General features: G+C 66.1%; 25 protein-coding genes and 2 tRNA genes. 15 read left to right on the forward strand and 12 right to left on the reverse strand.

The window, feature by feature from the left end; translation table 11 throughout:
* Window positions 1-41 precede the first annotated feature (41 nt).
* From recF to G6N07_RS19035, 10 genes are all read left to right on the forward strand, one after another.
* Window positions 42-1,184: a DNA replication/repair protein RecF gene (recF, locus tag G6N07_RS18990; protein WP_085192514.1), complete on the forward strand. Its 1,143-nt coding sequence runs from the start codon at window positions 42-44 to the stop codon at window positions 1,182-1,184.
* Complete coding sequence (locus tag G6N07_RS18995; RefSeq protein WP_085192515.1) at window positions 1,181-1,741, forward strand: DUF721 family protein; 561 nt, start codon at window positions 1,181-1,183, stop codon at window positions 1,739-1,741. Before recF ends, G6N07_RS18995 begins: the two co-directional genes overlap by 4 nt.
* A gap of 223 nt (window positions 1,742-1,964) precedes the next feature.
* Window positions 1,965-3,992 carry a DNA topoisomerase (ATP-hydrolyzing) subunit B gene (gene gyrB / locus G6N07_RS19000; protein WP_085192516.1) on the forward strand — a complete coding sequence of 676 codons (2,028 nt, stop codon included), beginning with the start codon at window positions 1,965-1,967 and terminating at the stop codon, window positions 3,990-3,992.
* A gap of 30 nt (window positions 3,993-4,022) precedes the next feature.
* On the forward strand, window positions 4,023-7,796 hold the full coding sequence (gene gyrA, locus G6N07_RS19005) for an intein-containing DNA gyrase subunit A (RefSeq protein WP_085192517.1): 3,774 nt from the start codon (window positions 4,023-4,025) through the stop codon (window positions 7,794-7,796).
* A 17-nt stretch (window positions 7,797-7,813) separates the two neighbouring features.
* Complete coding sequence (locus G6N07_RS19010) at window positions 7,814-8,671, forward strand: DUF3566 domain-containing protein (protein WP_085192518.1); 858 nt, start codon at window positions 7,814-7,816, stop codon at window positions 8,669-8,671.
* A gap of 58 nt (window positions 8,672-8,729) precedes the next feature.
* Window positions 8,730-8,803, forward strand: a tRNA-Ile gene (locus G6N07_RS19015).
* Window positions 8,804-9,094: 291 nt separating this feature from the next.
* A tRNA-Ala gene (locus tag G6N07_RS19020) sits at window positions 9,095-9,165 on the forward strand.
* 643 nt (window positions 9,166-9,808) lie between these two features.
* Window positions 9,809-10,495, forward strand: coding sequence for an ImmA/IrrE family metallo-endopeptidase (locus G6N07_RS20610; protein WP_263858050.1), 687 nt, complete (start codon window positions 9,809-9,811; stop codon window positions 10,493-10,495).
* On the forward strand, window positions 10,408-11,064 hold the full coding sequence (locus tag G6N07_RS19030; RefSeq protein ID WP_085192519.1) for a hypothetical protein: 657 nt from the start codon (window positions 10,408-10,410) through the stop codon (window positions 11,062-11,064). The genes G6N07_RS20610 and G6N07_RS19030 overlap by 88 nt, the downstream gene beginning before the upstream one ends.
* Window positions 11,061-11,201 carry a hypothetical protein gene (locus G6N07_RS19035; RefSeq protein ID WP_163784281.1) on the forward strand — a complete coding sequence of 47 codons (141 nt, stop codon included), beginning with the start codon at window positions 11,061-11,063 and terminating at the stop codon, window positions 11,199-11,201. Before G6N07_RS19030 ends, G6N07_RS19035 begins: the two co-directional genes overlap by 4 nt.
* Before the next feature lie 278 nt (window positions 11,202-11,479).
* On the opposite strand, the gene G6N07_RS19040 is transcribed toward G6N07_RS19035, so the two are convergent.
* Window positions 11,480-11,902 (reverse strand): DUF8453 domain-containing protein, encoded by a 423-nt coding sequence (locus G6N07_RS19040; protein WP_133055575.1) that lies wholly within the window; start codon window positions 11,900-11,902, stop codon window positions 11,480-11,482.
* 265 nt (window positions 11,903-12,167) lie between these two features.
* Between G6N07_RS19040 and G6N07_RS19045 the strand changes: the two genes are divergently transcribed.
* The gene (locus G6N07_RS19045; protein WP_085192521.1) at window positions 12,168-13,349 is read left to right on the forward strand and encodes a Fic family protein; all 1,182 of its coding nucleotides are present in this window, start codon (window positions 12,168-12,170) and stop codon (window positions 13,347-13,349) included.
* Between the two features lie 70 nt (window positions 13,350-13,419).
* On the opposite strand, the gene G6N07_RS19050 is transcribed toward G6N07_RS19045, so the two are convergent.
* Both G6N07_RS19050 and G6N07_RS20615 read right to left on the reverse strand, forming a co-directional pair.
* Window positions 13,420-13,674: an AbrB/MazE/SpoVT family DNA-binding domain-containing protein gene (locus G6N07_RS19050; RefSeq protein ID WP_085192522.1), complete on the reverse strand. Its 255-nt coding sequence runs from the start codon at window positions 13,672-13,674 to the stop codon at window positions 13,420-13,422.
* 156 nt (window positions 13,675-13,830) lie between these two features.
* Complete coding sequence (locus G6N07_RS20615) at window positions 13,831-14,325, reverse strand: DUF3800 domain-containing protein (protein ID WP_244949085.1); 495 nt, start codon at window positions 14,323-14,325, stop codon at window positions 13,831-13,833.
* 31 nt (window positions 14,326-14,356) lie between these two features.
* On the opposite strand from G6N07_RS20615, the gene G6N07_RS20620 reads away from it, so the two are divergent.
* A complete protein-coding gene (locus tag G6N07_RS20620; protein WP_244949086.1) occupies window positions 14,357-14,620 on the forward strand; it encodes a hypothetical protein in 264 nt (87 codons plus the stop codon).
* A 461-nt stretch (window positions 14,621-15,081) separates the two neighbouring features.
* Here G6N07_RS20620 and cwsA read toward each other — a convergent pair whose 3' ends face one another.
* Window positions 15,082-15,492, reverse strand: a complete 411-nt coding sequence (cwsA, locus tag G6N07_RS19060; RefSeq protein WP_085192523.1) for a cell wall synthesis protein CwsA — start codon at window positions 15,490-15,492, stop codon at window positions 15,082-15,084.
* Window positions 15,493-15,584: 92 nt separating this feature from the next.
* Between cwsA and G6N07_RS19065 the strand changes: the two genes are divergently transcribed.
* Window positions 15,585-16,130, forward strand: coding sequence for a peptidylprolyl isomerase (locus G6N07_RS19065; RefSeq protein WP_167665791.1), 546 nt, complete (start codon window positions 15,585-15,587; stop codon window positions 16,128-16,130).
* 13 nt (window positions 16,131-16,143) lie between these two features.
* Here G6N07_RS19065 and G6N07_RS19070 read toward each other — a convergent pair whose 3' ends face one another.
* Both G6N07_RS19070 and crgA read right to left on the reverse strand, forming a co-directional pair.
* Window positions 16,144-16,563, reverse strand: coding sequence for a PH domain-containing protein (locus tag G6N07_RS19070; protein WP_085192524.1), 420 nt, complete (start codon window positions 16,561-16,563; stop codon window positions 16,144-16,146).
* Window positions 16,564-16,731: 168 nt separating this feature from the next.
* Complete coding sequence (gene crgA, locus G6N07_RS19075; protein ID WP_085192550.1) at window positions 16,732-17,016, reverse strand: cell division protein CrgA; 285 nt, start codon at window positions 17,014-17,016, stop codon at window positions 16,732-16,734.
* Between the two features lie 65 nt (window positions 17,017-17,081).
* On the opposite strand from crgA, the gene G6N07_RS19080 reads away from it, so the two are divergent.
* Both G6N07_RS19080 and G6N07_RS19085 read left to right on the forward strand, forming a co-directional pair.
* Entirely contained in the window at window positions 17,082-17,918 is an 837-nt protein-coding gene (locus G6N07_RS19080; protein WP_085192525.1) for a DUF881 domain-containing protein, read from the forward strand.
* Between the two features lie 22 nt (window positions 17,919-17,940).
* A complete protein-coding gene (locus G6N07_RS19085) occupies window positions 17,941-18,627 on the forward strand; it encodes an aminodeoxychorismate/anthranilate synthase component II (RefSeq protein WP_085192526.1) in 687 nt (228 codons plus the stop codon).
* On the opposite strand, the gene pknB is transcribed toward G6N07_RS19085, so the two are convergent.
* From pknB to G6N07_RS19115, 6 genes are read right to left on the reverse strand one after another with little or no spacing between them, the layout of a single operon-like run.
* Window positions 18,605-20,479: a Stk1 family PASTA domain-containing Ser/Thr kinase gene (gene pknB / locus G6N07_RS19090; RefSeq protein WP_085192527.1), complete on the reverse strand. Its 1,875-nt coding sequence runs from the start codon at window positions 20,477-20,479 to the stop codon at window positions 18,605-18,607. The genes G6N07_RS19085 and pknB overlap by 23 nt on opposite strands.
* The gene (locus G6N07_RS19095; RefSeq protein ID WP_085192528.1) at window positions 20,476-21,807 is read right to left on the reverse strand and encodes a protein kinase domain-containing protein; all 1,332 of its coding nucleotides are present in this window, start codon (window positions 21,805-21,807) and stop codon (window positions 20,476-20,478) included. Before G6N07_RS19095 ends, pknB begins: the two co-directional genes overlap by 4 nt.
* 31 nt (window positions 21,808-21,838) lie before the next feature.
* Entirely contained in the window at window positions 21,839-23,314 is a 1,476-nt protein-coding gene (pbpA, locus tag G6N07_RS19100; RefSeq protein WP_085192529.1) for a D,D-transpeptidase PbpA, read from the reverse strand.
* Complete coding sequence (locus tag G6N07_RS19105) at window positions 23,311-24,723, reverse strand: peptidoglycan glycosyltransferase RodA (RefSeq protein WP_085192530.1); 1,413 nt, start codon at window positions 24,721-24,723, stop codon at window positions 23,311-23,313. The genes pbpA and G6N07_RS19105 overlap by 4 nt, the downstream gene beginning before the upstream one ends.
* Complete coding sequence (locus tag G6N07_RS19110; protein WP_085192531.1) at window positions 24,720-26,261, reverse strand: PP2C family protein-serine/threonine phosphatase; 1,542 nt, start codon at window positions 26,259-26,261, stop codon at window positions 24,720-24,722. The genes G6N07_RS19105 and G6N07_RS19110 overlap by 4 nt, the downstream gene beginning before the upstream one ends.
* Window positions 26,258-26,722, reverse strand: coding sequence for an FHA domain-containing protein FhaB/FipA (locus G6N07_RS19115; RefSeq protein ID WP_085192532.1), 465 nt, complete (start codon window positions 26,720-26,722; stop codon window positions 26,258-26,260). The genes G6N07_RS19110 and G6N07_RS19115 overlap by 4 nt, the downstream gene beginning before the upstream one ends.
* Between the last annotated feature and the right edge of the window lie 61 nt (window positions 26,723-26,783).

The following is a 26,783-nucleotide window of genomic DNA, read 5'->3' on the forward strand; positions in this document are numbered from 1 at the left end:
GCGAGGAGCAATGAGATGCTCTGGACGCGAGGAGCAATGAGATGTTCGTCCGGCACCTGACGCTGACCGACTTCCGGTCCTGGGCGCGTGCCGACCTGGAACTGGAGCCCGGACGCACCGTCTTTATCGGCCCAAACGGGTTCGGTAAGACGAATCTCATTGAGTCCCTGTGGTATTGCGCTACGTTGGGTTCTCATCGGGTGGCGTCGGACGCACCGTTGATTCGGGCCGGCGCATCGCGTGCGGTGGTGTCGACCATCGTCGTCAACGAGGGGCGTGAGTTGGCCGTCGACCTCGAGGTCACCACAGGACGGGTCAACAAGGCGCGGCTGAACCGTTCGCCGGTGCGCAGCCCGCGGGAAGTGCTCGGGGTTTTGCGTGCGGTGCTGTTCGCACCGGAGGATCTTACGCTGGTCCGCGGCGACCCAGGGGAACGTCGCCGGTATCTCGACGATCTGGCCACCACCCGTCGTCCAGCCATCGCCGGTGTACGGGCCGATTACGACCGGGTCATCCGGCAGCGCACGGCACTGTTGAAAGGCGCCGCGGCGGCCCGGTACCGCGGTGATCGCAGCGTGCTCGACACCCTCGACGTCTGGGACGGTCACCTCGCCGCGCACGGCGCGTTGCTGATGGCCGCGCGTGCGGACCTCGTGCATGACCTCGCGCCGGAGGTCGAGAAGGCCTACCAACTTCTGGCGCCCGGTTCGCGGCCCGCGGCCATCCGGTATCGCACCAGCATCGAGGCGGAGGACGACGTCAGCGTCGAGTACTACGAGGCGGCGCTGCTCGACGCGATGGCTCGGCGCCGTGACGCCGAACTCGAACGGGGTGTGTGCCTGGTCGGCCCGCACCGTGACGACCTCGAGTTGCGGCTCGGCGACCAAATGGCCAAAGGTTACGCCAGCCAAGGGGAATCGTGGTCGATGGCATTGTCGCTGCGGCTGGCCGCCTATGAGTTGCTGCGCACCGACGGCAGCGATCCGGTGCTACTGCTCGACGACGTGTTCGCCGAACTCGACGCCGCCCGGCGGCGCGCTCTGGCCGAGGTCGCCGCATCCGCTGAGCAGGTGATCGTCACCGCGGCGGTGGCCGAGGACATCCCCGCCGGCTGGGATGCGCGGCCGATCATGATCCACATGCAGGACGACGACGATGGGCGCGTGTCGATGGTGGGGCCATGAGTGACGGCGACCGGGACGGGGACGGCCCCCCGGCGCACCTGTCCGGGTTCAAAGGGATGGATCTGGTGCGCCGCACGCTCGAGGAGGCTCGCGGCGCGGCACGCAGTCAAGGTAAGGATGTGGGCCGCGGACGGACTTCGCCCGCTCGCCGGGTCCCCGGCACAGGACGGCGACGAAGCTGGTCGGGGCCGGGCCCCGACTCCCGCGACCCGCAGACGCTCGGTGCCGCGACCCGCGACCTGGCCCGGACCCGAGGCTGGTCGGCCCGGGTCGCCGAAGGTGCGGTGTTCGGTCAGTGGTCGACGGTGGTCGGTGACCAGATCGCCGAACACGCCACACCGACTTCCCTGCGCGAGGGCGTGCTGACGGTCGCCGCCGAATCGACGGCGTGGGCCACGCAGCTGCGGATGGTGCAGTCGCAGCTGCTGGCCAAGATCGCCGCTGCGGTCGGTGACGGGGTCGTCACGTCCCTGAAGATCACCGGCCCCACCGCGCCGTCGTGGCGTAAGGGCCGGTATCACATCGCAGGCCGCGGGCCCCGCGACACATACGGGTGAGAGCCGTCCACAAGTGTGCGCTGAGAGCCGCCTGAGGTCCCCAAGGCCGCTGCTTCGGGGTCCAGACGCACCGAACTTCGAGAAATTCCGCACACGGCACGGATAGATGGGTGAAAACGCCGCCGCAGTGTCAGTCCTGACGGTATCTGCCGGTAGACTGGAGAGGAACTACGCGGCGGTCCGTCGACCGTTCGCCCGCGAACCCCGAGGAGACGCGTCCAACGTGGCTGCCCAGAAGAAGAATGCTCCGGCCGTGTATGGCGCGGATTCGATCAAGGTCCTTGAGGGACTCGAGGCGGTCCGTAAGCGTCCGGGCATGTACATCGGCTCGACGGGCGAGAGAGGTCTGCACCACCTGGTCTGGGAGGTCGTGGACAACGCCGTCGACGAGGCGATGGCCGGCTTCGCGACCAAGGTGCAGGTGCGGATCCTCGAGAACGGCGGCGTCGAGGTGACTGACGACGGCCGCGGCATTCCGGTCGCCATGCACTCCACCGGCATCCCGACCGTGGACGTGGTGATGACGGTCCTGCATGCCGGCGGCAAGTTCGAACAGGGCGCCTACCAGGTGTCCGGCGGCCTCCACGGCGTGGGGGTGTCGGTGGTCAACGCGCTGTCCACCCGGCTCGAAGCCGACATCCGCACGGACGGGTACGAGTGGTTCCAGACCTACGACCATTCCGTGCCGGGAACCCTCAAACAGGGTCAGAAGACGAAGAAGACCGGTACGACGATCCGCTTCTGGGCGGACCCCGACATCTTCGAAACCACCAGCTACGACTTCGAGACGATCGCCCGCCGGCTGCAGGAGATGGCGTTCCTCAACAAGGGCCTCACCATCGAACTGACCGATGAGCGAGTCACCGCCGAAGAGGTCGTCGACGACGTCGTCAGCGATCACGCGGAGGCACCCAGGAGCGCCGAGGATAAGTCCTCCGAGGCGGCCAAACCGCAGAAGGTCAAGCACCGGGTGTTCCACTATCCGGGCGGGCTGGTGGACTTCGTCAAGCACATCAACCGCACCAAGACCCCGATCCAGCCCAGCGTCATCGACTTCGACGGTAGGGGTGAGGGTCACGAGGTCGAGATCGCGATGCAGTGGAACGCCGGCTATTCCGAGTCGGTGCACACGTTCGCCAATACGATCAACACCCACGAGGGCGGTACGCACGAAGAAGGTTTCCGCACGGCGCTGACTTCGGTGGTGAACAAGTACGCCAAAGACAAGAAGCTGCTCAAGGACAAGGACCCGAACCTCACCGGTGACGACATCCGCGAGGGCCTGGCCGCCGTCATCTCGGTGAAGGTGTCCCAGCCGCAGTTCGAGGGCCAGACCAAGACGAAGCTGGGCAACACCGAGGTCAAGTCGTTCGTGCAGAAGATCTGCAATGAGCAGCTCAGCCACTGGTTCGAGGCCAACCCCGCGGAGGCAAAAACCGTCGTCAGCAAGGCGGTCTCGTCGGCTCAGGCCCGATTGGCGGCACGCAAGGCGCGGGAGCTGGTGCGGCGCAAGAGCGCGACGGACATCGGCGGCCTACCCGGCAAGCTCGCCGACTGCCGCTCCACCGACCCGCGCAAGTGCGAACTCTATGTGGTGGAGGGCGACTCGGCCGGCGGCTCGGCCAAGAGCGGCCGCGACTCGATGTTTCAGGCGATCCTGCCGTTGCGTGGCAAGATCATCAACGTCGAGAAGGCGCGTATCGACCGCGTGCTGAAGAACACCGAAGTCCAGGCAATCATCACCGCGTTAGGCACCGGTATCCACGACGAGTTCGACCTCAGCAAGCTGCGGTATCACAAGATCGTGTTGATGGCCGACGCCGACGTCGACGGACAGCACATCTCGACGCTGCTGCTGACGCTGCTGTTCCGGTTCATGAAGCCGCTGATCGAGAACGGTCACGTTTTCCTGGCGCAGCCGCCGCTGTACAAGCTGAAATGGCAGCGCAGTACACCCGAATTCGCCTACTCCGACCGCGAGCGCGACGGTCTGCTGGAAGCGGGGCGGTCCGCGGGCAAGCGAATCAATGTCGAGGACGGCATCCAGCGGTACAAGGGCCTGGGCGAGATGGACGCCAAGGAACTGTGGGAAACCACGATGGACCCGTCGGTGCGGGTGTTGCGCCAGATCACCCTCGACGACGCGGCCGCCGCGGACGAACTGTTCTCCATCCTGATGGGCGAGGACGTCGAGGCAAGGCGCAGCTTCATCACCCGCAACGCCAAAGACGTCCGCTTCCTTGATGTCTAGCCGACGTCACATCACTTTAGGAACTCACCGATGACTGATACCACGTTGCCTCCTGGCGACGAAGCGGGAGACCGCATCGAGCCGGTCGACATCCAGCAGGAGATGCAGCGCAGCTACATCGACTACGCGATGAGCGTGATCGTGGGGCGTGCGCTGCCCGAGGTCCGTGACGGGCTCAAGCCGGTGCACCGGCGCGTGCTGTACGCCATGTTCGACTCCGGTTTCCGCCCGGACCGTGGACACGCGAAATCGGCACGTTCCGTTGCCGAGACCATGGGTAACTATCATCCGCACGGCGACGCGTCGATCTACGACACGTTGGTGCGCATGGCCCAGCCGTGGTCACTGCGCTACCCGCTGGTCGACGGACAGGGCAACTTCGGTTCGCCGGGCAACGATCCGCCGGCCGCGATGCGGTACTGCGTCACCGGTGATGCGCTGGTGCGCTTGCCGCTGGGGCAGTCCGTACGGATCGGTGACGTGATGCCGGGAGCAAATCCGAACTCCGACAACGCGATTGAGCTCAAGGTCGTCGACCGCCACGGCGATCCGGTGACCGCGGACCGGCTTTTCCACTCCGGCGAGCATCAGACGTACAAGGTGACCACTTCCGAGGGCTACACCGTCACCGGCACCGCGAATCACCCGCTGCTTTGTCTGGTGGATGTGGGCGGTGTCCCGACGCTGTTGTGGAAGCTGGTCGAGGAGGTGCAGGCCGGTGACGCGGTGGTGCTTCAGCGGACTGCGCCGGTGGAATTCGGACCCACCGATTGGCAAGAGACGCTGGAAGGACTGCTCGCGGGCGCCTTCATCAGCGAGGGCTTCGTCTCGGAGAAGCGTGCCGGCTTCAGCAATCTCGATCGCGATTTCTTCGACATGGTGGTCGCTGCGTACGACGCTGTTGTGGGTGGTCCGCGGGCCGTCGCGAGTCGCAGGATCGCGTCTGGTTCGCTTCTGCACGAGCTGGACATCCGTGATCTCGAGGCCCTTCGCGCGTCGCGGCTCGGGGCGGCAATTGGTCAGCGTTCGGCCGACAAGTATGTACCGGAGTGGATTTGGCAGTCGCCGGTCGCCGTGAAGCGGGTCTTCCTTCAGGCGTTGTTCGAGGGCGACGGCTCCTGCTCGAACCTGCCGCGCAGCACCGTTGAGGTGTCGTACTCGACGCGGAGCGAGCGCTTAGCGGCTGATGTCCAGCAGATGTTGCTGGAGTTCGGCATCGTGTCCCGGCGGTATCGCCACGCCGTGGGCCAATACAAGGTGGTGCTCACGAACCGCGCCCAGGCTGGGCTGTTTGCTCGCCAGATCGGCTTCGGGGGAGCGAAACAAACCAGGCTGCTCGATATGATGGCCGCGCTTCCCCGCGAAGCTGCAGGTCTCGACCGCGACCTCGTGCCGGGGCTGGCGCGTTTCATCCGCAAACACAGTGGTGGGCGGTGGGCCGACAAGGAATGGCTGCGTACCCACAACATCGATCGCATCTCACGGTGGCAGCGTGACGGCGCCCAGATCCTGCGCCACATCGCAGATCCGGATGTGCGTGCCATCGCATCGGAGTTGACCGACGGGCGGTTCTACTACGCCACGGTCGCCTCGGTGGTCGAGGCGGGGATTCAACCGGTGTACAGCCTCCGTGTCGATACGGAAGACCATTCATTCGTCACGAACGGCTTCGTCAGTCACAACACAGAGGCGCGGCTCACCCCGCTGGCGATGGAGATGCTGCGCGAAATCGACGAGGAAACAGTCGATTTCATCCCGAACTACGACGGCCGCGTGCAGGAGCCGACGGTGCTGCCAAGCCGGTTCCCGAACCTGCTGGCCAACGGTTCGGGCGGTATCGCGGTCGGCATGGCGACCAACATCCCGCCGCACAACCTGCGTGAGCTTGCCGAGGCCGTGTACTGGTGCCTGGAGAACTTCGAGGCGGACGAGGAATCGACGCTCGCCGCGGTGATGGAGCGCATCAAGGGTCCTGACTTCCCCACCCACGGTCTGATCGTGGGCAGCCAAGGCGTCGAGGATACCTACAGAACCGGCCGCGGGTCGGTCAAGATGCGCGGCGTCGTCGAGATCGAGGAGGACAGTCGTGGACGCACCGGAATCGTGATCACCGAGTTGCCGTACCAGGTCAACCACGACAACTTCATCACCTCGATCGCCGAGCAGGTCCGCGACGGGAAGCTCTCCGGCATCTCCAACATCGAGGACCAGTCCAGCGACCGTGTCGGTCTGCGCATCGTCGTCGAGCTCAAGCGCGACGCCGTGGCGAAGGTGGTGCTGAACAACCTCTACAAGCACACCCAGCTGCAGACCAGCTTCGGGGCCAACATGCTCTCGATCGTCGACGGTGTCCCCCGCACGCTGCGTCTCGACCAGCTGATCCGCTACTACGTCGACCACCAGCTCGACGTGATCGTGCGGCGCACGCGGTACCGGCTGCGCAAGGCCAACGAGCGCGCCCACATCCTCCGTGGCCTGGTCAAGGCGCTCGACGCCCTCGACGACGTCATCGCGTTGATTCGGGCGTCGCAGACCGTCGACATCGCGCGGGCCGGCCTGATCGAACTGCTCGACATCGACGAGATCCAGGCCCAAGCGATCCTCGACATGCAGTTGCGGCGCCTGGCCGCCCTCGAGCGCCAGCGCATCGTCGATGACTTGGCCAAGATCGAAGCCGAGATCGCCGACCTCGAGGACATCCTCGCCAAGCCGGAACGCCAGCGAGCGATCGTGCGTGAGGAACTCAAGGAGATCGCCGACAAGTACGGCGATGACCGCCGCACGCGCATCGTGCCCGCCGACGGCGAGGTCAGCGACGAGGATCTCATTGCCCGCGAGGACGTGGTTGTCACCATCACCGAGACCGGATACGCCAAACGCACGAAGACCGACCTGTACCGCAGCCAGAAGCGCGGCGGGAAGGGCGTGCAGGGCGCCGGGCTCAAGCAGGACGATATCGTCAACCACTTCTTCGTGTGCTCCACCCATGACTGGATCCTGTTCTTCACCACGCAGGGCCGGGTGTACCGGGCGAAGGCCTACGAGTTGCCGGAGGCCTCCCGCACCGCCCGCGGCCAGCACGTCGCGAACCTGCTCGCCTTCCAGCCCAATGAGCGCATCGCACAGGTCATCCAGATCAAGAGTTACGAGGATGCGCCCTATCTGGTGTTGGCGACCCGCAACGGACTGGTCAAGAAGTCACGTCTGACCGAGTTCGACTCCAACCGGTCCGGCGGCATCGTCGCGGTGAACCTGCGTGACGGTGACGAACTGGTCGGAGCCGTGCTGTGCTCGTCCGAGGACGATCTGCTGCTGGTGTCGGCCAAGGGTCAGTCGATCCGGTTCTCCGCGACCGACGAGGCGCTGCGGCCGATGGGTCGGGCCACCTCCGGTGTGCAGGGCATGCGGTTCAACGCCGACGACGAACTGCTGTCCCTCAATGTGGTGCGACCGGACACCTACCTACTGGTCGCGACCAGCGGTGGCTACGCCAAGCGCACCTCGATCGAGGAGTACACGCCGCAGGGTCGAGGCGGAAAAGGCATCCTGACGATCCAGTACGACCGCCGACGTGGCAATCTTGTCGGGGCGTTGGTCGTCGATGACGACGCGGAGTTGTACGCGATCACCTCGGGTGGCGGTGTCATTCGGACGGCTGCCCGCCAGGTCCGGAAGGCCGGGCGGCAGACGAAGGGCGTTCGCTTGATGAACCTGGGTGAGGGCGACACACTGATTGCCATCGCGCGCAACGCCGAGGCGGGCGACAGCACCGACGAGGTCAACACCGACCCGGATGCGGTCTGATCAGTGAGGAGCCTTAGGTGAGTGCACCGAACGAGCCGGGATTCCCGCGCGGGGGCGACGGCCCAGGAGGCGGGAACGGCTCTGCTGCGCCGGGGGCCGGCCGTGACAACGGTTCGCCGGCCAGCTCGGCGGGGCGGGTCGGCACCGAAGGCGGGGACGTCCCGCCCTGGCAGCGTGGCCGCCCCAACCGCCCACCGCAGGGCGGGCCGGCCCGGGAGTCGGGTCGTGGCGGATCCGCCACCCACGCCCCCGGCGCCGAGGCCAGGAACACGAGCCGGTTCCCGGTGAGCGGTTCGGCGCCGACCGAGGAGACGCAAGCTTCTGGCGCGTTCGTCCGGACGTCCGAACGCGGCGACGCTGCGCGGCTCGAGGCGTACCCCAGCGAGCTGCCGGACCTGTCCGGTCCCGTGCCGCGGCCGCCGCAGCGCAAGCCGGTGGCCGACGGGTCGACGGCTGAACCGTCGACCCGGCCCGCCGCGCGCGCCCAGGTTGGTCATCGGGCCGCCCGCGGTCCAGTCCGTGCCAGCATGCAGATCCGGCGGGTCGACCCGTGGAGCGCGCTCAAGGTGTCGCTCGTGCTGTCGGTGGCGCTGTTCTTCGTGTGGATGATCGCGGTGGCCTTCCTGTACCTTGTCCTCGGCGGCATGGGGGTTTGGAGCAAGCTGAACAGCAACGTCGGCGACCTGTTGACCAGCGCGAGCGGGTCCAGTGGCGGCGAGCTGGTCTCCAGCGGCACCATCTTTGGCGGTGCCGCGCTTGTCGGATTGGTCAACATAGTGATCCTCACCGCGATGGCCACCGCCGGGGCGTTCATCTACAACCTGACCACCGACCTCGTGGGTGGTGTCGAGGTGACGCTGGCCGACCGCGACTAGGGATTTGGGGACAGCGGCGCGGTTACGGTAATCTCGCTGCTCGTCCATATGCGACTACGGGCCTATAGCTCAGGCGGTTAGAGCGCTTCGCTGATAACGAAGAGGTCGGAGGTTCGAGTCCTCCTAGGCCCACTGGACAGGCTGGTCGTCACACCGGCCAGGCTCGCTGGAAGGGGGCACCGTGCGGTTCGTTCTGGTGCTTGTTGCGGCGGCGGTGGCGGTCTTGGTGTGGCGGTCACGGCACGGCCCAGAGGTGTGGCACGCGCTCGACGAGCAGTCAGCCTGACTCGCGAGGGGCCTTGGCTCAGTTGGTAGAGCGCTGCCTTTGCAAGGCAGCTGTCAGGAGTTCGAAGATTATCTGCAGTAGAGCGCGAAGAAAGAGGAGATGACCAGCGGTGATACCGTCGCGGTCATGTCCGTGACGGGGCCATAGTTCAACGGTAGAACGGGGCCTTTGCAAGGCTCAGATCGGGGTTCGATTCCCCGTGGCTCCACTTTTGATTTGCGGGCGAAGTCCGCTGATCGTTGCCACGCGCTCCCGCAAGCCAACCCTGGCTGTGAATTGATTTGTGCGAGCGTCCCGAAGATGTCGGACCTCGGCGGTATAACCGCCACATGATAGTCGAACAACCGTTCGAACCAGGTAATCCGTCTCCTCGGTGCTGCATGCGCGTCGAATGAGCGGTGGCAAATGACATTCCTATATGAGAACGTGACGATGTCAGCACTCACCGGTTCCGGTGGCTATCCAGTGGCGGGTTGCCCGGGGTCGTCAGCGATGGCAGCGAGCGCTTGTGCCATTGCCACGTTCAGGATCGTAATCGCCTGTCGCCACGCCTGGATGCTAGCTCGCGCATTTTCACATTCGGCGCGGAGCCTGGCGACCTCATCGGTTGGCGATGGCACGCCGCCGGTTCGCGCACGAGGTCGAGCTCTTACTACCCGACGACCACTCCACTGCTGCGACTGGCGCTTCCTCAACACCCCGTCACAGATCAACTCCTCATCGGTCTCGGTGCTCGTCCTGCCCTAGATCCGTCGCGGCGGGGTTGTCCTTCAGCCGTTTGAGCGCCTTGGCGAGCTGTGACCTGTGCGGAACGATGGTCTTGCCCGCAGCCGATCCGGAGACCCGAAGCGGTGTATGTCAACGCAGCCATGCCACCAGACCGCATGCGGATGACTCTCGCCCACGAACTCGGCCACCTCGTGATGGATGCGATGACCTTGGTCAGCCCATTAGAAACCGAACGACGGGCCACAGCCTTCGCAGCCGAATTCCTCGCCCCGATCGACGACATCGCCTTCGATCTGGACGGGGTCTCCATTCGTACCGTCCACGAACTCGATGAGCTCCTCCTCACCTGGGGGGCGAGCGTGGCCTCACTGGTTGCCCGCGCCCGCGAGCGCGGCATCCTGTCGGACTACCAGTACCGATCCATGTTCCGGCTGCTCAACGAGACCGGCCGCATGTACGGTCCCCGACCCGGCGTCGCCGACGAAGAACCCCCGCTCATCAGCTCGGTCCCTGAACAGCTCATCACATCTGGCTACACCACCAGCGAGCTCGACGAAATCTGCCTCCTCGCAGACAAACGGCGACGCCCAGCGCGCCGCCGTCAGCAAGGAGACCAAAGCGGCCAACAACCGGCGCTACCAGCTATCCAGAACTCCGCTACCAACAACCCAGACCACCGCTACCAAGTCCGGCTATGCGCCACCCGGTGTCATCGAATGCCATGCCGATCACTGCCGCCTATCCGGAGCCGACCTACACCTATCCGGGTGCCGACTCGGCCGCGGCGACCCCGTACCAGGATCACCTGACCGGGACGAAGCAGAACCCTGTGTACGTCATGCCCACCAAGGAAGAAGCCTTCGGCGGAGGGGCGCAGCTCGGGCAGGACATCATGTCTGGCATGTTCGAGATCGCCGGTATCGGCGACCTGTTCAAGGACCCCACTCAGTTCGGGCTGTTCAAGGTTTTCAAGGGCCTCATGGGTCTCAACATCGGCGACACCGGAGCCACGCGTGGTGGGGACGGCGCTTCCCTTCCTGGATTCATGGGCGGTGACGGGGGTGGCTTGTCGAGCATCCTGTCGATGGTTCCGCAGGCGTTCGGCGAACTGAACACCGGTGGGCGGACTAATGCCCCCGGCCAGTTCATGCCCGCTCTACCTTCATCCGGTGGAGGGTCGGGCGTCCTCGAGGGGTTGGCTGCGGTCACGTCGGGGCAGAAGGGTGCACTAGGACCTGGCAATCAAGGCCCGGTGGACATGTCGGTGGCGATCAATGGCGGCAACTTCGGTTACTCCAGAACCGAAGTCGCTGGTCAGGTCCAAAACCAGCAGCTCCGCAATGTCCGCGCCCCTCTGCGATCGATGCCGCACCGATGAGCCGGCTGATCCGCCAGCGCGAACGTGGACGGACAATCGATCAAAGCGTCACCATCAACGGCGCCCAGTTCGGCTACAGCCAAACCGCGGTGCGCGACCAGATCCGCGACACCTCTCCCAGGCACGAGTGCCGCTGATGACATTGCCCAGTGCTCCCTGACCTCCGGGGGCAGTGACGCTTAGTGTCGGCCTACGCCGCGGGCAATCGCCTCTAGCGCCTTGACTAGTCGCCGCCGCATCCCGTTGTCATCCGTGTTAGCCGGATACGAGCCCGTCTGGTCCAGCAAGGTGCTCAGGGACAGCTCGTAGGTGTCCTCGTACCTACGCCCCCGCATGTCCGAGTACCGGAACGTGATGGAGAAGTCGTCAGGAACGGGCTCATCTCGGTCTTCCGCGTCCTGGTAGTCGCTTTTCATCACCATGCCCGGGGCGAACGTCGGAATCGTCCTGCTGTAGAGCCTCTGCAGGAACGGCGTACCAAATTGAGTGCATCCTCCCCTTCGAGGACAGGTAGCGGGGGATTGAACTTGACGTCGACGTTGACCGCTACGGACTGCCCGGTGTTGCTGACAATGAGCTCTGCGGTGCTGCTGAGCACTGCAGGACTTAACTGCGCCACCATCACCGGGCGCGTCCGCTCGGCGCTGTCTTCCTTTAGTGCGATCAACGTCCAGATTGCGACCACCGCAGCGGCCACGGTGGCGATGGACGCCATTGCGGCCCACGTCGTTGTTGGGTCTGCCCATCGATTCGAGGCAAGTAACCCGACGAGGGAAAACAGGACACCCAATCCGCCGACACTTCCTGCGACAACCTTCACGGCGCTGGAGACAGCCATTGCGTGCCCCTTCTCAGTCGCGTGTGAAGGGCACCAACGCTACGACAGCGCCCCGACAGGCATTGCACACCTCACAGCGCGACCAGACAAGATCTTCCGGCTTGCTCCCGCCTTACGCCCCTGGTACCGCGCGGGGTGACAAAGCTATACCAACTAGACCGCCTACTATAGGTTTGGGCTAAAAGCTATAACCACGTCACCTATGATGGGGCCAGGCTATAACAGCTTTGGCGACGAGTGAACAAACGGGCCGAAAGGTATATTCGTGCAGCTAGAGGTCTTCAAGGCGTCACCCGTCGGCCGACTGGTGCCCATCTCCGGACATGACGCATACCTGGATCGCGACTACAAGCACTTCGCCTTCGTTCCGACCGCACTGCCGCCCAGCATCGATCTAACGCTGCGAACGCACAAGCTCGCCGACAAGGCAAGCATGTCGGTTGGGCGTCTCGACTTCGCCGTCAAGCGCCTACCTGATCCTGGCTTACTCGTCCGCCCTGCACTCCGGCGAGAAGCGCAAAGCACGTCGGCACTGGAGGGCACCCACGCCACCCTGGAAGAAGTCCTCGAAGCCGATTACGTTGACGAGGCGAACCGACGAGCAGAGGTTCGCGAGGTTCTCAACTACGTACGCGCTGCGGAACAGGCACTCCGGTTAATCCAGAAGAAGCCGATTTGCCTTAATGTCATCGCGCCCCTGCAAGCGACGCTCGTCGACGGGACTCGAGGAGATAGCTGGGACAAAGGGCGCTTGAGAGAGTCGAACGTCTACATCGGTGAACGATCGAAGGGCATCGAGGCGTCGCGATTCGTCCCGCCGCCACATGGCGACCTGCTCGTAGAGGGCATGTCGGACTGGGAGAAGTGGATTCACGCGGAAGACGACTATCCGCTGCTCGTCAAAATCGCGCTTGCTCACTACCAATTCGAAACACTCCATCCATTTTCCGACGGGAACGGGCGACTAGGTCGTCTTATCGTGACACTGCAGCTAGTCACCGAAGGCGCCTTGACTTATCCGCTGTTGAACCTGTCGCCGTGGCTGGAAGATAGGAAAGACCAGTACAAGGACCTACTGCTTGGCATCAGTGCGACAGGGGATTACGACTCTTGGGTCGAGTTCTTCTGCGACGCGGTACATCACCAGGCGGAGGATGGCGTGGCGCGGATCGAGGAGCTGCTCGCCTTTCAGTCCGATCTTCGCCATAAGTTGAACGACGCGAAAGCGCGCGGAATTGTGAATGCGGTTGCCGACAGTCTTCTGGGTTACCCCATCATTACGATTCCGCAGGTAGCTGAACTGCACAACGTGACGTATCCGCCGGCGAAGAACGCCATCCACACGCTGGTCGAGTTGGGAGTGCTGAGAGAGATGCGCGGCAGGCACGCGTACGGCGCGAAACGGTTCATCTGTGACCCCGTGATGCGGGTTCTGGAGCGCCCGTAGGAAAGGGCCGCGGAGGTCGTCCTGAAGGCGGCATGCCGGTCCAGTTGGCAGTTGCCTGGCTCTCAGATTCTCATCCCGGCGATGTTCGGTCATCTGTACTGAGTTCTTGGCCCACATCACGCTCTGCCGCTTCCAACCGCTCTCCTGCGCTGTACCGCCGCTCGACAACCTCGGTCGGGATCAGCTGGAGGATGCCGGGGTCGTCGTCAGACACTCGCCAGTAGAAATAGTCACCGTCATCGATATGCAGCTGTTTCGCCAGCCGAGAAGGCAGCCGGACCTGCAACTTGCTGCTGACCCGGTGGGGCCCGTCGAGTGCGGCCATTGCGCTATTATGCGAGGTGTTTTACTTTTCTTACAACGGTGGGTAGTCTGCAGGTAAGGGCTGAACCGGGCCCGAATGGCCCGGCTCGGCACTTTCAGCCCCGTCTCCTGCGTACAGCGGGACGGGGCCTCTAACTTTGGGTACCTCCGCCATCGGTCACATGGTCCTAAGGACGATGCCCGCAGCCGCGCGCGGCTTCAGTGCGGCGACTCTACGATGCGTGGCGTCTCCCACTTCGCCCCACATGCCCTGTGGGCAGATGGTCTCGATGTTGCGCCCTGGCGGCACAACGCTGCGGAACGCCGCGTACGCCAGTAGATCAGCAACCTGGATGAAGTAGGACTGCGTCGACTGCCTCGGCACCGGATCGTCGATCAGAAGCGTCGCCGGCGCAACGATGGTCCCGCGGCCGTAAGCACTGCCTGCAGTGAGGTGCCGGCGCGCACGACGGACCCATCGACGGACCGCGTCGTTCTCCCCTTCGTCGTGCACCACCATGAACCGCGTGCGCTCATATTTGCTGGTCCTCTCGAGGCGCTGCAGCAAGCCTTCCCATGCGAGATCGAAACATGCTGTGGGCGTCGTGTAGTTCGCCCGCTTGTCCACCACGATCGCGAACGCGCGGACGCCGAGATCCGCGAGCACTCGCATGTGCCGCCCGATAGATCGTGTGACGGGCTCGGTGGCCGAGGCGGTAACGCCTGAGGGCACCGCCGTTGCGCAGCAGATAGTTCGCCTTGACCTCGGCGCGCATGTGCACACCGAACTTGTCGCGTATACGGCGTCGGAACTGCAGCAGACCGTCGAAAGTCTCCGGCCATGCGTCGGCGTCGACCAGCACGCAACCGAGCGTGAACGTCATCGACCCGCCGTTGCCCGGATCGCCCGTATTCCCCGATTCATCGATGTACGCGATGAGCATGCGGGCCATCCGACCACACCGTGACCACAATCTGCCCACAGTTACAGCTATATCTACTGAGTCACAGTGACGTAACCCGGGGCCCGACGAAACGCCTCCTCCAGGGAACCAGGGGCGTTCCGGAGCACCGCGCGAGCTGCTTGTACTTGCATTCGCACGGACCGGGCGTCCTGCCGCAGTTCTATCGACCGGGCCCAGGTGATCCGCACCCGTTCGAAGAGTTCGATAACACGCGCGTCGCAGGGCCGGTGTATTCGGCGGGGTTATAGGAATGCGGCACGGGTGAAACCCTTCGCGGTTGAGGCACCGGGTTCGATGAGGCGCAGCGTTGTAGCGGGTTCACTGGATCGTGAGAGCAGCGCGAGACGTGGACCCATGTCGTGGCCGCTGTTTTGATCCGACTGCTTGCAGGTTACCGCACCGGAGTGTGGCAAGCACCCGTCTCGAGTGGCCCCGCAGTGAACCGTTCGAAACGGCTGTCCCGTTCAGGGTTTGGGCGTCACCTCGACGCTCGGCGGCAGCGGCGACGGCTCAGGTTTCATGGAGCGGCGCAGGATCGAGAACGTCACCGCACCCACGGCGAGCACGCCGGCTCCGACGCCGAAAGCCAGCAGCTTGCGCCCTCGATTCCGGGCGTGCACGCCCGTGAGGGTTTCGGGAAAACTGCTGACAGCTTCCTGCGCGGCAGCGAGTTCCTGCACGAGGTTCTGTTGGGCGGCGGCGAGTTCCCGCCGCAGCTGCCCACTGCGGTAGCGCCGCCGCAACTCCGCTGCCGTCGCCTTGGTGGAGTCCGCGCCTACCCCGAGAACGCCGAGCGTCACGTCGACCGGACCGACTGCGGTGTATTTCAGACCGCGCGCCAACCGCTGCCGGGAAGTCAGGGGCGTCAGGCTCATGCGTTACCTCTTTCTCGGCACGTCGACCGGGGTGGATGACAGTGGCTACAGCCTGCCATCACCGGGTGGGGTGTCGGTGCCCAACCGGCGGAATGGCACACTGGCATCCCGTGACAAGCCCTATTCAGACCGCAACGGCGACCCTGCACACCAATCGTGGCGACATCAAGATCGCCCTCTTCGGAAACCATGCACCCAAGACGGTGTCGAACTTCGTCGGCCTGGCGCAGGGCACGAAGGATTACACGGGCGAGAACGCCTCCGGCAGCACCTCGGGTCCGTTCTACGACGGCGCAGTGTTCCACCGGGTCATCGACGGCTTCATGATCCAGGGCGGCGACCCGACCGGAACCGGGCGCGGTGGGCCGGGTTACCAGTTCGCCGACGAGTTCCACCCCGAGCTGCAGTTCGACAGGCCCTACCTGCTGGCGATGGCCAACGCCGGTCCCGGCACGAACGGTTCACAGTTCTTCATCACGGTGGGCAAGACACCGCACCTCAACCGGCGCCACACCATCTTCGGTGAGGTCGTCGACGCCCAGTCGCAGAAGGTGGTCGACGCGATCGCCACGACTGCCACCGACCGCAACGACCGGCCGACCGAGCCGGTGGTCATCGAATCGGTCACCATCAGCTGACCGACCCAAGGTGTCACTGCGTGCCGGTATAGCCGGCCGCGGTGAGGGCGTCGAGCACGTCGAGTGGGTCGGTTCCCAAATCCCACCGCGTGAACACGTGCAGCCGATCATCGGCTGTATCGATCTCCAGGAGCCGCATTTTGCGGGCCAGGCGCCGAAACTCGGTGATCCGCACGAGCGTGATGTCGGCGCGCCCCAGCACCCGGGTGCGCCACCAGCCGCGGACTGCCACTCCTTCAGGGGTGATTGCCAGTTTCGGCCGTGCACGCCACGACATGATTGCAAACGTGATCAACCCCACTGCGGCGATGCCGGTCAGAATTCGGCCCGGCGGATCTGTGACAGCAGTCACAGCTGCGGTAGCCATCAGTGCACCGACGAATCCGCAAGCTGCGATTCCAGCCGCGGGCGGGCTCCACTCAGTTTGCTGCATGGGTTGTGCACACCTTTTACCATTGCCGATGAGGTCATCCACAGGTGCTATCCCCAATGGGGATGAACTACACGGATGTGATTGCACGGGCCCGTCGTTGCCGTGTTGGCAGCCGACCGGGCGGACGTCGAACTCATTTCGCCGTTCTCTCAACCGCCGAGCCGCGAGTCAGCGCCACCGCATCGTGAGCAATAGACCGGTGATCATGAAGGCAAACGCGATCGCGTAGTTCCACGGGCCGAGGTCGGCCATCCACTGCAGCATGTCCGGCGCGTCGACCGGATTGGTCGCCGCCAGCTGGAAGACGAGCAGCCAGATGAGCCCGAAGAGCATCAGGCCGACGAACAGTGCGACGAACCACACGCTGGAGGGACCGGCCTTCACCTTCACCGGAGTCCGGCTCACCGGGTTGATGGTGAAGTCGTTCTTCTTACGGACCTTCGACTTGGGCATGGTCACCTTCGTGGCTGTCGGCGTCGCAGTTCCACCGGTGCGCTGACCGGCTCCCAGATGCGACGATGGTGCAGATGCCTCCTGAGCCTAACGTAGGACCGGACCCGGAGAAGCCGCCCACGGAGCCGGCGGCTCCCGTGGCCCCCGCGCGTGCCGGGACCGGGCGCCTGTCCAGGTGGCGGTTCGGGGTGCCGCTGGTGTGTCTGGCCGCCGGTCTGTTGTTGGCCGCCACACACGGGGTGTCCGGCGGGGACGAGATCCGCCGCAGCGACGCTCCTCGGCTCGTCGACCTGGTGCGGGAGGCGCAGCAGTCCGTCGACCGCCTCGTCGCCGAACGAGACGCGTTGTCGGCGGAGGTCGACGGGCACCACGGCGGGAGCCCGGGGGCGGAGGCGGCGCTGACTGCTATCACCAACCGGTCGACGGCCCTGGCCACCGATGCGGGACTGAACCCGGTGAAGGGGCCCGGTCTGGTCGTCACCCTCAACGACGCCCAGCGCGACGCCGAAGGGCGGTTCCCCAGGGACGCCTCCCCCGACGACCTGGTGGTTCACCAGCAGGACATCCAGGCGGTGCTCAATGCGCTGTGGAGTGCGGGGGCGGAAGGCGTGCAGATGCAGGACCAGCGGATCATCGCCACGTCCGCGCCGCGCTGCGTCGGCAATACCCTGCTGCTCAACGGCCGCACGTACAGCCCGCCCTATGTCATCACCGCGATCGGCGACGCCGGCGCCATGCAGGCCGCGCTGTCGGCGTCGTCGCTGGTGTCGCTGTACAAGCAGTACGTGGTGCGGTTCGGCCTCGGCTACACCGAGGAACCACGCGCCGAAGTGGCGCTCGTCGGGCACACCGAACCGGTACGGATGAAGTTCGCCCAGCCGATCGGGCCCGTCGGGTACTGATTACCGCATGTAACCTGGCCGAATGCCTGTCCTCGTCGTCGACAATTACGACAGCTTCGTGTTCAACCTCGTCCAGTACCTCGGACAGCTCGGGGTGGACGTGACGGTCTGGCGCAACGACGACAGCCGGCTGTCCACCGACGCCGGCATCGCCAAAGCCGCAGAGGACTTCGACGGTGTGCTGCTCAGCCCCGGTCCGGGCACGCCCGAGCGCGCCGGCGCCTCGATTCCGCTGGTGCACGCCTGCGCGGACGCCGGCACTCCCCTGCTGGGTGTCTGTCTGGGCCACCAGGCGATCGGCGTGGCATTCGGCGGCACCGTCGACCGCGCCCCGGAGTTGCTGCACGGGAAGACCAGCGTCGTGCATCACACGAACAGCGGTGTGCTGCAGGGGCTTGCGGACCCATTCACCGCCACCCGGTACCACTCATTGACCATCCTGCCCGACACGATGCCCGACGAGTTGGAGGTCACCGCGCGCACGTCCGGCGGCGTCGTCATGGGTGTGCGCCACACCGAACTGCCGATCCACGGTGTGCAGTTCCACCCCGAGTCGATCCTCACCGAGGGCGGCCACCGGATGTTGGCAAACTGGCTCGGCTACTGCGGCAGCGCCCCGGACGAGGCGTTGGTCCGTCGCCTCGAGGACGAGGTCGCCACCGCCATCCACGTCGGCCGCGCCGCCGCTACGACGCGAAGTTCAGTGTGATCCTGCTGTCGAAGTTCACGGCGGAACCCGGGGGTGGGTTCTGCCGGACCACCGCGTTGGTGCGCTGACCGCTGTTCGGCACGTCGCCGCCCTTGTCGAGCACGCCTGTCCAACCGAGCGCCCGTAGCCGCGGTTCGGCGTCGGTCCAGAACTGGCCGGTGAGATCGGGCATCACGAACTGGTTCCCGCGCGACACCTGCAGCTGCACCGGGGTGTCCACGGGGACGCTCTCGCCGGCCGTCGGGCTGGTGCCGATGACCTGGCCCGCCGGTTCGGTGCTGTCGACGTCGGCGGGCACCGAGTTGCGGAAGCCCGACGCGGTGAGGATCTGCTGCGCCGTCTCCACCGTCTGACCGACGACGTCGGGAACAGCGCGGCTTTCGGGACCCGAACCGATGATGATCGTGATCTCGTTGGTGATCGCCGATGTCTGGTTGGCCTGCGGATTGGTGGCCAGCACCCGATCCTTGAGTTCCGGGGTCGACGGCGAGGCCTGCTGGCGGAACCGCCCGAACCCGGCATCGGTGAGTGTGCGGACCGCCTCGGCGTAGGTCAGCGACCTGACGTCGGGCACCTCGCGCTGCTCGGGACCGGTGGAGACGTTGATGGTGATCTCATCCCCCGCGTCGGCCTCGGTGTTGGCCGCGGGCGACGTGCCGATCACGTGGTCGGGGGGGACCTCGGAGTTCGGTTCGTTCTGAGTGCGTACCGTGAACCCGGCGTTCTGCAGCTGGGCGATCGCCTCGGCGGAGACCTCACCGCGCACGTCGGGGACCTGCACCGCGCGGGTGCTCCCGCCGTAGGTGTTGATCGCCACCGCGACCACCACGGTCAGCACGGCCAGGACGGCGACGGCGACGACCCAGCGGCCGATCGATCCGCCGCGATTGCGCTCGACCAGGCGCGGTTCGGGTCGCGGCATGTGCGCAATCGGTGCGGTGCGGTCCGGATGCGGTGCGGCGGCCAGCATCGAGGTCCGTTCGGCGTCGGTGAACACCTTCGGCGCCTCGGGCGGTTCGCCACTGTGCACCCGGACCAGGTCGGCACGCAGCTCCGCGGCCGTCTGATAACGGTTGTCAGGGTTCTTCGCCAGCGCCTTGAGCACGACGGCGTCCAGATCCGGCGTGATGTCCGCATGCTTGTGTGACGGCGGGACCGGGTCCTCCCGCACGTGCTGGTAGGCCACCGCGACGGGTGAGTCGCCGACGAAGGGCGGCTCACCGGTGAGCAGCTCGTAGAGCACGCAGCCCAGCGAATAGACGTCGGAGCGGGCGTCGACCTTCTCACCGCGGGCCTGCTCGGGCGACAGGTACTGTGCGGTGCCGATCACAGCCGCGGTCTGGGTCACGCTGCTCGAGTCGGCGAGCGCCTTGGCGATGCCGAAGTCCATCACCTTCACCGCGCCGGTCTTGCTGATCATGATGTTGGCCGGTTTGACGTCGCGGTGGATCGTGCCGTGCTGATGGCTGAAGTTCAGTGCCTGGCAGGCGTCGGCGATGACCTCCAACGCCCGCTTGGGCGGCATCGGGCCATCGGACTGCACGATGTCGCGCAGCGTGACACCGTCGACGTACTCCATCACGATGTACGGCAGCGGCCCGGTCGGCGTCTCGGCTTCCCCGGTGTCGTAGACGGCCACGATCGCAGGGTGGTTCAGCGCGGCGGCATTTTGCGCCTCCCGCCGGAACCGCAGATAGAAACTTGGGTCGCGGGCCAGGTCGGCGCGCAGCACCTTGATAGCGACGTCGCGGTGCAGGCGCGTGTCGCGGGCGAGGTGGACTTCCGACATCCCGCCGAAGCCGAGGATCTCGCCCAGTTCGTAGCGGTCTGACAGGTGCTGTGGGGTGGTCATGTCTGTGTTCGAAGCCATGTCTGTGCTGGGGCGGGCAGCGCCCGTAGGTGCGCGGATACAACAACCGCGTCGGGGCGGACTGCCCCGAATATGTCTCCACCATGACCGATGACCGCAGAAGAGGTCCAATCGGGCGTCCACTTGGGCATTGCGGCGGGCGACTGGTACGGCGTGGTCTCGACGATGGTGTTCGTCACGGTCTGCGGCGGCAGTTCGCTTTCCTTGCGGTCCTGGGCGTTGAGCACGATCAGGACCGCGATGACGATCGCGAGCGCGCCCAACACACCGGCGGCCCAGAGCAGGGCCCGCTGACCCGGGGAGAACGTGCGACGTGGTGGCGGCGGCCGGTGGATCGTGCCCGCCGGACGCCCTCGGGCCGCGGTGGCCGGTGCCCGGCCGGTGAGGTGGGCGGCCGCGCGGGCCTGCGCTGCGGAGGGGACCGCAGCAGGGGTGGCGCGTCCGATGCTCGGCGCCTGGTTCGGTCGCGGCGGACGGCGGCCGGACCGCACGGCTGCCACCGCATCGGCGAACGGACCGCCGGACCGGTACCGCATACCAGGGTTCTTCACCAGTGTGATCTCGATCAGCTCGCGCACATTCGGCGGCAGGTCCGCGGGCAGCGGCGGGGGGGTCTCCTTGATGTGCTTCATCGCCACGGTCAGTGCACCGTCACCGGTGAAAGGCCGCCTGCCGGAGAGGGATTCGTAGCCGACGACGCCGAGCGCGTACACGTCGCTGGCTGCGGTCGCGTCATGACCCAGGGCCTGTTCGGGCGCGATGTACTGCGCCGTGCCCATCACCATGCCGGTCTGGGTGACCGGGGCCGCGTCGACGGCCTTGGCGATACCGAAGTCGGTGAGTTTCACCTGACCGGTCGGGGTGATGAGGATGTTGCCGGGCTTGACGTCGCGGTGCACCAGGCCGGCGGTGTGTGCGACCTGCAAGGCGCGCCCGGTCTGCTCGAGCATGTCGAGGGCGTGCCGCAGGGAGAGCCGGCCGGTGCGTTTGAGCACCGAGTTCAACGGTTCACCGTTGACCAGTTCCATCACCAGGTACGCGGTGCGGCCCTCGCCGTCCATGTCGGTCTCGCCGTAGTCGTACACGCTGGCGATACCGGGGTGGTTGAGCATCGCGACGGTGCGCGCCTCGGCGCGGAACCGTTCGACGAACTCCGGGTCGGTGGAGTACTCGGCCTTGAGGACCTTGATGGCGACACGCCGGCCCAGGCGGCTGTCCACGGCTTCCCACACCTGGCCCATACCACCGGTGGCGATGAGCCGCTGGAGCCGGTAGCGGCCGGAGAGGGTGACACCGACGCGCGGACTCATTGCTCGGCTCCGAACCCGGCGCCCCGCGAACTCACGATCCCTCCCGCAGTGCCGCGGCGATGGTGGCCCGGCCGATCGGTGCGGCGACCTGTCCGCCGGTGGCCGAGAGCCGGTTGCCGCCGTTCTCGACGAGCACGGCGATGGCGACCTTGGGCGCCTGCGCCGGTGCGAAGGCGATGTACCAGGCATGGGGCGGAGTGTTGCCCGGGTCAGTCCCGTGCTCGGCAGTGCCCGTCTTCGACGCGATCTGCACGCCGGCGATGGCTCCTTTCTGCTGCGTCTGCTGCTCAGCGCCGACCATCAGGGCAGTCAGTGTAGCCGCGACCTCGGGTGTCACCGCCCGGCGCTCGTCGACCGGTTCGGTCGTCGTAAGGTTTGCCAAGTCGGGTCCACGCAGGCTGTCGACCAGGTAGGGCCGCATGGTCACCCCTTCGTTCGCGACGGTGGCAGCGACCATCGCGTTCTGCAGCGGTGTCAACGCCACGTCGCGCTGCCCGATGCTGGACATGCCCAGTGCGGCGGCGTCACCGATCGGGCCGACCGTGGATTCGGCGACCTGCAGCGGGATCGGCGCGGGCGGCATATCGAGCCCGAAAGCCGACGCCGTCTTCTTCAGGGCCTCCGTACCGGTGTCGATGCCCATCTCGACGAAGGCGGTGTTGCACGACCGGGCGAACGCTTCGCGTAGCGGCACGGTGGGGCCGCTGCCGCAGGCCGAGCCGCCGAAGTTCTCCAGGGTCACGGAACTGTTCGGCAGTGGGACGCGCGGTGCCGCGGTCAGTTGGGTGTCCGGGGTCGCGCCGTTCTCCAGGGCGGCGGCGGTGGTGATCACCTTGAAGGTCGACCCGGGCGGGTAGGTCTCCGAGATCGCCCGGTTGACCAGCGGGTTGTCCGGATTGTCGCGCAGCTGCTGCCACGCGGCGGTCTGTTGTTCGACGTCGTGGGCGGCCAGCAGGTTCGGATCGTAGGACGGCGCGGACACCATCGCGAGGATCTTGCCCGTCGACGGCTCCAGCGCCACCACCGACCCCTTACACGGCCCGTTGCAGCCGGCCTCCATGGCATCCCAGGCGGCCTGCTGCACCTGCGGGTTGATAGTGGTGACCACGTTGCCGCCGCGCGGATCGCGGCCGGTGAAGAAGTCGGCCAACCGGCGGCCGAAGAGCCGTTGGTCGGAGCCGTTGAGGATCGCGTCCTCGGCCCGTTCCAGGCCGGTGCTCGAGTAGGTGAGGGAGTAGAAGCCGGTGACCGGTGCGTAGGCCTGCGCATTCGGATACACCCGCAAGAACCTGAACCGCCCGGGGGTGGACACCGAATACGCCAGCAGCTGGCCGCCGGCGGTGATCTGACCGCGCTGGCGGGAGTACTCGTCGAGCAGCACGCGCTGGTTGCGCGGGTCGCTGCGCAGGCTGTCGGCGGTGAAAACCTGGGTGACGGTGGCGTTGCCGAGCAACAGCACGATCAAGACCATGATCGTGACCGAGATGCGCCGCAGTGAGGTGTTCATACCTTGCCGATCACCTCGGTGCTGGCGGCGGCGATCGGTGTCTGCGGCACCGGTTTGGTGCTGATCGGCCTGCGCGCGGCGTGTGAGATCCGCAGCAGGATCGCCAGCAGCAGGTAGTTGGCCACCAGCGAGGAACCGCCGTAGGACATCCACGGGGTGGTGAGCCCGGTCAACGGGATCAGCCGCGTCACGCCGCCCACCACGATGAACAGCTGGAATGCCAGCGTTGACGCCAGACCGGCAGCGAGCAGCTTGCCGAAGCTGTCCCGCACGGCGATCGCGGTGCGCAGTCCCCGGATGACGAGGATCGTGTAGAGCATCAGCACCGCAGAGAACCCCACCAGGCCGAGTTCCTCACCGACCGCGGCGATGATGAAGTCCGTCGACGCCGCCGGCACCGTCCCCGGCTGGCCGTTACCCAGACCGGTGCCGAAGACGCCTCCGGTCGCGAAGCTGAACATCGACTGCACCAGTTGGTAGCCCGCGCCCTCGGGATCGGCGAACGGGTCGAGCCAGGTCTGCACCCGCACACGGACGTGGCCGAAGAGGTAGTACGCCGCGACGCAGCCCGCCGCGAACAGGCTCAGTCCGATCGCCACCCAGCTGACCCGGTCGGTGGCGACGTAGAGCAGGATCAAAAACGACGTGTAGAGCAGCAGTGAGGTGCCGAGGTCCTTCTCGAACACCATGACGCCGATCGAGGCGATCCACGCCGCCAGCAGCGGGGCGAGGTCGCGCGGCCGCGGCAGTGTCATCCCCAGGAAGTGTTTTCCCGCACTGGTGAACAGCTCCCGTTTGTCGACCAGCACGGCGGCGAAGAAGACCAGCAGCAGGATCTTGGAGAACTCCGCTGGCTGAATCGAGAAGCCCGGCAACTCAATCCAGATCTTGGCGCCGTTCTGCTCCGACATCGACGCGGGCAGCACCGCCGGGATCGCCAACAGGATCAAACCGGCCAGGCCGCAGACGTACCCGTACCGCGCCAGCATCCGATGATCACTGAGAAACGTGATGACACAGGCGAATCCGATGACCCCGACCAGCGTCCACAGCATCTGCTGGTTCGCCGTGCCGCCTAGGCCCCGGCCGGTCAGCTCGCCCTGGGCCAGGTCGAGGCGGTGAATCATCACCAGTCCCAGCCCGTTGAGCAGGGCGACAACCGGCAGCAAAAGCGGATCGGCGTAGGGCGCATAGCGGCGCACCGCCAGGTGCGCCCCGGCGAACAGCGCGAGGTATCCGGCAGTGTACTGCGCCAGGTCCCAGCTGATGCCCTGCTCCTGGTTGGCCTCCACCATCAGCAGGGCGACGGTGGTGATGGCCGCGGCGAAGGCCAGCAGCAGCAATTCGGCGTTCCGCCGATTCGGCAGCGGCGGAGTGACCGTCACCGGTGACTGCGGCTGGGTGGTCATGATGCCGCCCGGCAGGTCGTTCCCGGTTGTGGTGGCGGCGGAGGCAGCGCGGTCACGGTCGGCGACGGGGGAGGGGGTGGCGGTGTCACTGTCGTCGGCGTCTCGGGCGCGGGGGACGTGCCGGAGCGCGGAACGCCGTTCGTCGCGGCCGATCCTGACGGTGACGGTGACGGCGAAGGCGAAGGCGAAGGCGAACTTGACGGCGACGGCGACGGCGACGGCGACGGCGACGGCGAGGGCGGCGGTGCGCGGCGGGCGGTCGTCGGTGGCCGGGCCGGGCAGATTGGCAGCACCGAACTGCGGGCGAGCTCCTCGATCTGCGCGATCGCCTCGTCGAGCGAACCGCCGGGCAGACCGGCGATCACCTGTGCGCGTTCGGATTCGCGCATGTCCTGCACGTTGAGCAGCTGACACCCGCGGTTCTCGCCGGACTGGCCCGCGCTGATCAGCGACAGTTCGTTGCGGGCGTTGAGGCACCCGAGCAGATACGGCTCCTGCAGCGAGTATCCGAGTAGCGAGCCGTCGACACCGCGCATGACCGACACGGTGCCTTCGTGAGCCGCCACGTAGTAGTTGTTGCGCACGATCTCGCGGCCGATCGCCAGACCGGCCAGCACCACCAGCACCAGCAAGGTGGCCACGATGACAATTCGGCGCCTCGACCGTGGCTTCTTGACGGGCTCTTCGGGCGGCGCCGCAACACGTTTGGGCGCATTGCGTTTCGGGTTGAACGCCGACGCGCGGCCGGCTGCGGTGTTCGGAGGCGGCTGGTCGTCGTCGCCGCTGACCGCACCGGCCAGGATCGGGGCCGTCTGGCCGTAGTCGTAATCTATGACGTCGGCGACGACCACGGTGACGTTGTCGGGCCCGCCGCCGCGCAGCGCCAACTCGATCAGCCGGTCGGCGCTTTCGGCGACGTCGGGTATCTGAAGCGCCTCGGCGATGGTGTCGTGGCTGACCGGATCCGACAACCCGTCGGAGCACAGCAGGTAGCGGTCGCCGGCGCGGGCCTCCCGCATGATCAGCGTCGGCTCGACCTCGTGTCCGGTGAGCGCGCGCATGATCAGGGAGCGCTGGGGGTGGCTGTGCGCCTCCTCGGCGGTGATGCGCCCTTCGTCGACGAGGGTCTGGACGAACGTGTCGTCCTTGGTGATCTGAGTGAGCTCACCGTCGCGCATCAGATAGCCACGCGAGTCGCCGATGTGCACCAGGCCCAGGCGGTTGCCGGCGAACAGGATCGCGGTGAGGGTGGTGCCCATGCCCTCGAGCTCGGGGTCGGCTTCCACATGGGCGGCAATGGCCGAGTTGCCTTCACGCACCGCGTTGTCGAGCTTGCTGAGCAGGTCGCCGCCGGGTTCGTCGTCGTCGAGGTGGGCCAACGCGGCGATCACCAGTTGGGAGGCGACTTCTCCCGCGGCGTGGCCACCCATGCCGTCGGCCAGCGCCAGCAGCCGGGCACCGGCGTAGACGGAATCCTCGTTGTTGGCGCGGACCAGGCCGCGGTCACTGCGCGCGGCGTATCGCAGAACGAGGGTCACGGGCGCAGCTCGATCACCGTCTTGCCGATTCGAACCGGCGTGCCTATCGGAACCCTTACCGCAGTCGTCACCTTCGCCCTGTCAAGGTACGTGCCGTTGGTCGATCCTAGGTCTTCGACGTACCACTCCGACCCTCGTGGCGACAGCCTGGCGTGCCGGGTGGACGCGTAGTCGTCGGTGAGCACGAGGGTCGAGTCATCAGCCCGCCCGATGAGCACCGGTTGGGAACCGAGCGTGATCCGGGTGCCGGCCAGCGCGCCCTCGGTGACGACGAGTTGGCGGGCGACGTTGCGCTGCCGGTTGGGCAGCAGCGAGCCCCGCAGCGCCAGGCCGCGGCGCACCATCACCGCACCCGTCGGTGCATAGATGTCGGTGCGCAGGATGCGCAGCACTGACCAGATGAACAACCACAGCAGCAGCAGGAAGCCGACACGCGTCAGCTGCAGCACCAACCCCTGCATCTGACGTCCTCTCCGTCCTGTTCACCGCACGTACAACCGTCGGTCGCGCCCGCTGGCAACG

Source organism: Mycolicibacterium doricum, from assembly GCF_010728155.1.
Lineage (GTDB): Bacteria > Actinomycetota > Actinomycetes > Mycobacteriales > Mycobacteriaceae > Mycobacterium > Mycobacterium doricum.

Coding starts and splice junctions, on each gene's coding strand:
- recF (WP_085192514.1), top strand. CDS start 42: ATGTTCGTCCGGCACCTGACGCTGACCGACTTCCGGTCCTGGGCGCGT.
- G6N07_RS18995 (WP_085192515.1), top strand. CDS start 1,181: ATGAGTGACGGCGACCGGGACGGGGACGGCCCCCCGGCGCACCTGTCC.
- gyrA (WP_085192517.1), top strand. CDS start 4,023: ATGACTGATACCACGTTGCCTCCTGGCGACGAAGCGGGAGACCGCATC.
- G6N07_RS19030 (WP_085192519.1), top strand. CDS start 10,408: ATGCCGATCACTGCCGCCTATCCGGAGCCGACCTACACCTATCCGGGT.
- G6N07_RS19035 (WP_163784281.1), top strand. CDS start 11,061: ATGAGCCGGCTGATCCGCCAGCGCGAACGTGGACGGACAATCGATCAA.
- G6N07_RS19040 (WP_133055575.1), bottom strand. CDS start 11,902: ATGGCTGTCTCCAGCGCCGTGAAGGTTGTCGCAGGAAGTGTCGGCGGA.
- G6N07_RS19050 (WP_085192522.1), bottom strand. CDS start 13,674: ATGGCCGCACTCGACGGGCCCCACCGGGTCAGCAGCAAGTTGCAGGTC.
- G6N07_RS20615 (WP_244949085.1), bottom strand. CDS start 14,325: ATGCGAGTGCTCGCGGATCTCGGCGTCCGCGCGTTCGCGATCGTGGTG.
- cwsA (WP_085192523.1), bottom strand. CDS start 15,492: ATGAGCCTGACGCCCCTGACTTCCCGGCAGCGGTTGGCGCGCGGTCTG.
- G6N07_RS19065 (WP_167665791.1), top strand. CDS start 15,585: ATGGCACACTGGCATCCCGTGACAAGCCCTATTCAGACCGCAACGGCG.
- G6N07_RS19070 (WP_085192524.1), bottom strand. CDS start 16,563: ATGCAGCAAACTGAGTGGAGCCCGCCCGCGGCTGGAATCGCAGCTTGC.
- crgA (WP_085192550.1), bottom strand. CDS start 17,016: ATGCCCAAGTCGAAGGTCCGTAAGAAGAACGACTTCACCATCAACCCG.
- G6N07_RS19080 (WP_085192525.1), top strand. CDS start 17,082: ATGGTGCAGATGCCTCCTGAGCCTAACGTAGGACCGGACCCGGAGAAG.
- G6N07_RS19085 (WP_085192526.1), top strand. CDS start 17,941: ATGCCTGTCCTCGTCGTCGACAATTACGACAGCTTCGTGTTCAACCTC.
- pknB (WP_085192527.1), bottom strand. CDS start 20,479: ATGACCACCCCACAGCACCTGTCAGACCGCTACGAACTGGGCGAGATC.
- G6N07_RS19095 (WP_085192528.1), bottom strand. CDS start 21,807: ATGAGTCCGCGCGTCGGTGTCACCCTCTCCGGCCGCTACCGGCTCCAG.
- pbpA (WP_085192529.1), bottom strand. CDS start 23,314: ATGAACACCTCACTGCGGCGCATCTCGGTCACGATCATGGTCTTGATC.
- G6N07_RS19105 (WP_085192530.1), bottom strand. CDS start 24,723: ATGACCACCCAGCCGCAGTCACCGGTGACGGTCACTCCGCCGCTGCCG.
- G6N07_RS19115 (WP_085192532.1), bottom strand. CDS start 26,722: ATGCAGGGGTTGGTGCTGCAGCTGACGCGTGTCGGCTTCCTGCTGCTG.